We start from the raw sequence: 5,789 nt of genomic DNA on the forward strand, positions 1-5,789 counted from the left end.
GCCGACGGTCGCCCGGGCGACGGATTCCTCGCCCGCTGGCAGGCGGCGGGGCGCGCGGCGGCCGCCGTCGTGGCCGCGGCGACCGCCGACGAGGCCGTCGCGGACGGGCTGCACGCGGCCCCGCAGGCGGCCCTCGCCGTCGCGCGGGCCGTGGCCTCCGTCCTCGGTCCGGACGACCTGCTGGTCGTGGGCTCCTCCAACCCCGTCCGCGACCTCGACCTGGTGCTCGGCCTCGACCACCCGCAGGCGGGCGACCTGCCCGACGTGCTCGCCAACCGCGGGCTCGCCGGGATCGACGGGACCGTCTCGACCGCGACCGGGGTGGCGCTGGCCGCCGCCCGGCAGGGCCGTCGCACGCGCGCGCTCGTCGGCGACCTCACCTTCCTGCACGACGCCGGCGGGCTGCTGCGCGGCCCGCACGAGCCGCCCGTCGACCTCGAGATCGTCGTGGTCAACGACGACGGCGGGTCGATCTTCGCCACCCTGGAGCACGGCGCGCTCGCCGCGTCGTCCGCGGCCGGGTCGGCCACGTTCGAGCGGGTGTTCGGCACCCCGCACGGCGCCAACCTGGCGCAGCTGTGCGCGGGGTACGGCGTGGACCACCAGCTGGTGCTCGACGTCGGGTCGCTGCGGCACGCGCTGCGCGCACCGACCCGGGGTGTGCAGGTCATCGAGGTGCGCGTGCCGCGCGCCGACCGGCTCGAGGAGTCGCGCCGCCTGGCCGCGCAGGTCGCTGACGCCGTCCGTTCGACGCTCTGACCTGCGACGACATGATTCGCAGGATCTTCTCAGGTTGAGCCAAGCACCGCACCAGGATCGGATGGTGTCCTAGGGGCACACATCGAGGAGGGCACCATGAGCACCGACAACCCGGGCGCACCGCAGCCGTCGGACGCCGAAGAGCCGAACCGCCGCGCGACCCCGCCCGCCGAGCAGCCGGGCCAGCAGCCGGGCGCCGCGGAGCAGGCCGCCTCGCAGCCGGCCTCGCAGGACACCCAGCACCTCTCCGTGCAGCCGACCCAGCAGCTCCCGACGTCCCCGGCGCAGCAGCCGGCGCCGCCGCAGCCGACCGCGCCCCAGCCGCGCTACGGCCAGATGGCACCCGGTTCGCCGTACTACGGGCAGCAGCAGCCGTACCAGCAGCACGGCGCGCCGCAGCAGCCGTACGGCCAGCAGGCCCAGCACGGCCAGCAGGGGCACCAGCCCGGCCAGCCGTACGGCCAGCAGGGCGTGCCCGGCAACCCCTACGCGACGGCGCAGAGCCCGCAGGGTCAGCACGGTCCGCAGGGACCGCAGGGCAGCCGCGACACGGCCACAACCACGCAGCGCCAGCGCCCCGTGTGGGTGCCGGTCACGACCGCCGCCGTCGCCGCCGCGATCCTGGCGAGCCTGGGCACGGCCGCCGCGACCGGTGCGTTCGACGAGGGCGACCCGTCGTCCCTGGCCAGCGTCGGCTCGTCGCAGAACCAGTCGACCGACGAGGCGCCGGTGAAGAGCTCGACGTCGAGCAACCCGAACTGGGAGGCCGTCACGACGGCCGTCGCACCGTCCGTCGTGGCGATCCAGGTGCAGAGCCAGGCGGGCGGCGCCGAGGGCTCCGGCGTGGTCTACGACGACAAGGGCCACATCCTCACCAACAACCACGTCGTGTCCGGCGCGCAGGACGACACGGTGCAGGTCACCCTGTCCGACGGCCGCCTGTACGAGGCGACCATCGTCGGCACCGACCCGACCACCGACCTCGCCGTCGTCCAGCTGAAGAACCCGCCGGACGACCTGAAGCCGGCGTCCTTCGGCACCGCCGACGACGTCACGGTGGGCGACGCGGTCCTCGCCGTGGGCAACCCGCTCGGCCTGGCGAACACCGCCACGACGGGCATCGTCTCGGCGCTCGACCGGCCCGTGTCCGCGACGGGCGAGGACGGCAGCACGCAGGTCGTCACGAACGCCATCCAGATCGACGCCGCGATCAACCCGGGCAACTCGGGCGGCCCGCTGTTCAACGCGCAGGGCCAGGTCATCGGCATCACGTCGTCGATCGCGACGCTCTCCGGCGGGATGAGCGGCAGCAGCCAGTCCGGCTCGATCGGCCTCGGGTTCGCCATCCCCGTGGACCTCGCGAAGAACATCGCCGACCAGCTGATCAAGGACGGCACGGCGCAGCACGCCTTCCTGGGCGTCACCATGCAGGACACCACGGTCACGGCCGACGACGTCACGCGTCGCGGCGCCAAGGTCATCGACGTGTCGTCCGGCTCGCCTGCCGCCGACGCCGGCCTGCAGTCCGGCGACGTGATCGTCGCGATCGACGACGACGCCGTCAACGGTGCCGAGTCCCTCACCGCGTACGTGCGGGAGAAGGCGGCCGACCAGAAGGTGACGCTGACGTACGTCCGGGACGGCAAGACGCAGACCGTCGACGTCACGCTGGCGGTCCGCGACGAGTCGTCGTCCGCCGGCCAGGGCAGCGGGAACCAGAACGGCCAGGACGGCCAGAACGGCCAGGGCCAGGACGGTCAGGGCCAGAACGGTCAGGACAACCAGGACCAGGGTGGCCAGAGCGGCGACGGCTCCGACTCGACCAACCCGAACAATCTTCCGGACTGGCTGCGCGACCTGCTCCAGGGCGGGAACGGCAGCTGACCGGAGTCAGACAGCCCCGCGGGCCCGCGACCACCTCCCCCTCCCCGTCGCGGCCCGCGGGGCTTTGCCGTCCCTGGGGTCGGCCGGGCGGGTCGGCGGGGTGGTCAGCCGGCGGTGCCGGTGGGCGCCGTCGTCGGGCGCAGGGCCGCGAGGACGCCGAGCGCGCTGCGCTCCAGGAAGTCGGCCAGCTCCGACGCGGGGATGCGGGGATCGGTCGCGGCCTCCACGAGGGCCTGCTCGGCGAACGAGATCCAGGCGTTCAGCGCGACGTCGAGGAGCGGACCGGACTCGACGCCGATCTCCTGGAAGGCGTCACGCAGGTGACCGGCGAGGACGTCGCGGGCGTGCTGCACGGTGGTGCGCACCTCCTCGTCCCCCGACGCCGCGCCGCGCACCAAGGAGTAGAAGGTCGCATCGTGGTCGTGCACGAACTCGACGAACCGGTCGAGGGTGTCGCGCAGGCGCTCGCGGGGCGGCAGCTCGGGGCGGGGCCGGGTCGCGTGCAGCATGGCGTCGCGCGCGGTGCGGACGATGGCGGAGTGCAGCCCCTGCCGGTTGCCGAAGTAGTAGTGCACGAGGCCGGGGGAGACGCCGGCCTGCGCCGCGAGGTCCTCGACGGTGACGGCCTCCAGCGGGCGGTCGGCGAGGGCCGCGACGCCCAGCGCGACGAGCTGCTGCCGACGTTCGTCGGGGCTCATCCGGGTGCGTCGCGCGGCTGCCATGACCAGAGCATATGTCCGCCCGCGAGGTCGCAGACGGGCCGCGCACCGCGGCCGGGGCGCGCTGCTGCGGGTCTATTGACGGCGCCTCAGTAAGGGGCGTACCGTCGCGACTCGTCGGCGACACAGGGGTCGCCAAGTCGTCTGTGGAGGGAAAATGAAGCTCAGCGCACTGACGCGCACGCGTCGAGGCCGTGCGATGCTCGCCGCGGTCCCGACGGTCGCGGTCCTCGGTGTTCTCATGGGCGGGGTCGCCCAGGGCGCCGTGCCCGTGTCGATGACCGTCTCCGGCCAGCAGTTCAAGATCTCGGCGGACACCCTCAAGGGGACCGGCTTCTCCCAGTACGCGGGCTCCACCAAGGACGCCCAGGGCAAGGTGCAGCCGGTCGCGATCGCGAACATCAAGGACGCGAAGCTGTACAACCTCTGCCAGTCGGTGAAGATCCCCAAGATGCCGCTGGGCCTGCTCATCACCGCGGGCACCGACAAGGACGCGCCGGTCGAGGCGACCGACCTGCAGATCGGCATGAGCGACCTGCGCGGCACCGCGACGTTCAACACGATCCGCATCGGTGTGGACGCGTCGACCGTCAACACCAAGGAGCACGGGTCCGAGGGCGACTTCGCGATGGACTCCGACGGGATCAACATCAAGGACCTGAAGCAGGTCTCGACGAGCACGTCGGCCGCGGTGTTCAAGCTCACGGACCTGCACCTGAAGATCTCCGACGGCACCGAGTGCTTCTGAGTCGCCCCGGAGTCAGGGAGGAGTCCGCGTGAGCGACGAGAGCACCTCGGTCGAGGCGTCCCCCGAGGGGCCGGCCACCCGCCGTCAGCGGTTCGCCGCATGGCGGGTGGCCCGGCCCTTCTGGGGCGGCGCCGTCACGATCCTGGCAGGGCTGGTCCTGTGGTTCTCGGGCCGGCTCCAGCTCGACAACATGGAGATCCAGCTCGGCATCGAGGGCATGCAGTCCACGCTGCTCCCGGTGGCCCTGGTGCTCCTCGGCGTGCTGGTGATGGTCCAGCCCCAGTTCCGGGTGTTCTACGGGGTCATCACGCTGGCGATCGCGGTCTACTCCCTGCTCGGCGTCAACCTCGGCGGCTTCGGGATCGGCATGGTCCTGGGCGTCGTCGGCGGCATCCTCGCGGTGTCGTGGATGCCGCGCACCACCGAGGACGGCACGACGGCGGGCTCGACGGCGGGCTCGGCGGGTCACACCGCCGAACCCGCCGCGGGCCCGGCCGACCCGCGGTCGGACGGCGAGGAGGTCACCCTCGCCGAGCTCCTGCCGTTCGAGGACCGGCCGGCGCGGGGCGGCCGGCACGCGTCGGTCGCGGCCGCGGTGGTCGTGCTCGCGCTCGGCAGCACCGGGGCGACGGCGGTGGAGACCGGCGTCGTCGCCCCCGCGCAGGTACGCACCGCGTCGGACTGCTGGGACCCGCTCGGCTGGCTCGAGTGGGCGTGCGGGTCCGCCGACGACCCGGGGGCGACGCCCAGCCCCTCGCCGTCCGCCACCGACGCCGGGACGACCGACGACGGGACCGCCGGGGGCGGCACGACCGACGGCGGCACGACCGACGACGGCGCGGCGACCGGTGACGGGGCGGGCGACACGGCCACGGAGCCCGGTGCCACCGCGTCGGGGGACGCGGGCGGCACCGGCTCCGGGTCGGGGGCCACGGTGATCGACCCGTCGGACGGCGCGGCAGGCGCGACGGCGGACGACCAGGCCGGGACGACCGACGACGCCGAGAAGTCCGACAAGACGTCCGACGAGAAGTCCGACGGCGAGAAGTCCGACGACGAGCCCACCGAGGCGGAGGCGCAGGATTCCGTCGAGAAGGAGGCTCGCCTCGAGCTCGGTCCGTGTGCGCGGATCACGTTCGGCGGCGAGTACGACCTCACCATCTCCCTGCCGGGGGACTGCGGCAGGCGCGAGGACGCGAACGTGTTCTCCCTCGACGCCGACCTCGAGACGCGTGACCTCCAGCTCCCGCTCACCGGCATCAACGGGATCGACGTCGTGAACGTCCCGGTGACGAACGACGGACCGCGGCGCGACGCCCTGCGCCTCTCGGTCGACTCCGTGAAGGTGCCCGGCTTCTGGCTCAAGACGTACGCCGACAACAACGGCACGCTGGGCGGCACGGTCACGGACGCCGACTCCGTGTCGATGCAGGGCAACGCGCAGATGTACATCTCGTCCATCCACGCGAACCTCCCCGACGGCGAGGACCTCGCCGACCTGGGGGAGCAGCTCGTCGGCGGTGCGTCGCTGGTGGAGATGCTGCTGGGCCTCACGGACGCGCGGATCGGGCTCATGGGCGCGACCTCGGACGTCCAGGTGTGGTCCGACTTCCGAGAGCAGGTCTGGGAGCAGTAGCAGCCGAGGTAGCACGAAGGGCGCCGAGGGGGACGTACTACCT

General features: G+C 73.2%; 4 protein-coding genes and 1 pseudogene. 4 read left to right on the forward strand and 1 reads right to left on the reverse strand.

Annotated features, from left to right (window positions below; all coding sequences use genetic code 11):
- Window positions 1-759 (forward strand): annotated as a pseudogene (locus ACFT55_RS18595) (2-succinyl-5-enolpyruvyl-6-hydroxy-3-cyclohexene-1-carboxylate synthase); the annotation flags it as partial.
- A gap of 96 nt (window positions 760-855) precedes the next feature.
- Window positions 856-2,643 (forward strand): trypsin-like peptidase domain-containing protein, encoded by a 1,788-nt coding sequence (locus ACFT55_RS18600; protein WP_380245330.1) that lies wholly within the window; start codon window positions 856-858, stop codon window positions 2,641-2,643.
- Between the two features lie 104 nt (window positions 2,644-2,747).
- On the opposite strand, the gene ACFT55_RS18605 is transcribed toward ACFT55_RS18600, so the two are convergent.
- Window positions 2,748-3,365 (reverse strand): TetR/AcrR family transcriptional regulator, encoded by a 618-nt coding sequence (locus ACFT55_RS18605; RefSeq protein ID WP_380245331.1) that lies wholly within the window; start codon window positions 3,363-3,365, stop codon window positions 2,748-2,750.
- Between the two features lie 154 nt (window positions 3,366-3,519).
- Between ACFT55_RS18605 and ACFT55_RS18610 the strand changes: the two genes are divergently transcribed.
- Window positions 3,520-4,110: a DUF6230 family protein gene (locus ACFT55_RS18610; protein ID WP_380245332.1), complete on the forward strand. Its 591-nt coding sequence runs from the start codon at window positions 3,520-3,522 to the stop codon at window positions 4,108-4,110.
- Between the two features lie 28 nt (window positions 4,111-4,138).
- The gene (locus tag ACFT55_RS18615) at window positions 4,139-5,746 is read left to right on the forward strand and encodes a DUF6114 domain-containing protein (protein ID WP_380245333.1); all 1,608 of its coding nucleotides are present in this window, start codon (window positions 4,139-4,141) and stop codon (window positions 5,744-5,746) included.
- The last annotated feature ends 43 nt before the right edge of the window (window positions 5,747-5,789 follow it).

The sequence above is a fragment of the Isoptericola sp. NPDC057191 genome (assembly GCF_042670225.1).
Classification (GTDB): Bacteria; Actinomycetota; Actinomycetes; order Actinomycetales; family Cellulomonadaceae; genus Isoptericola.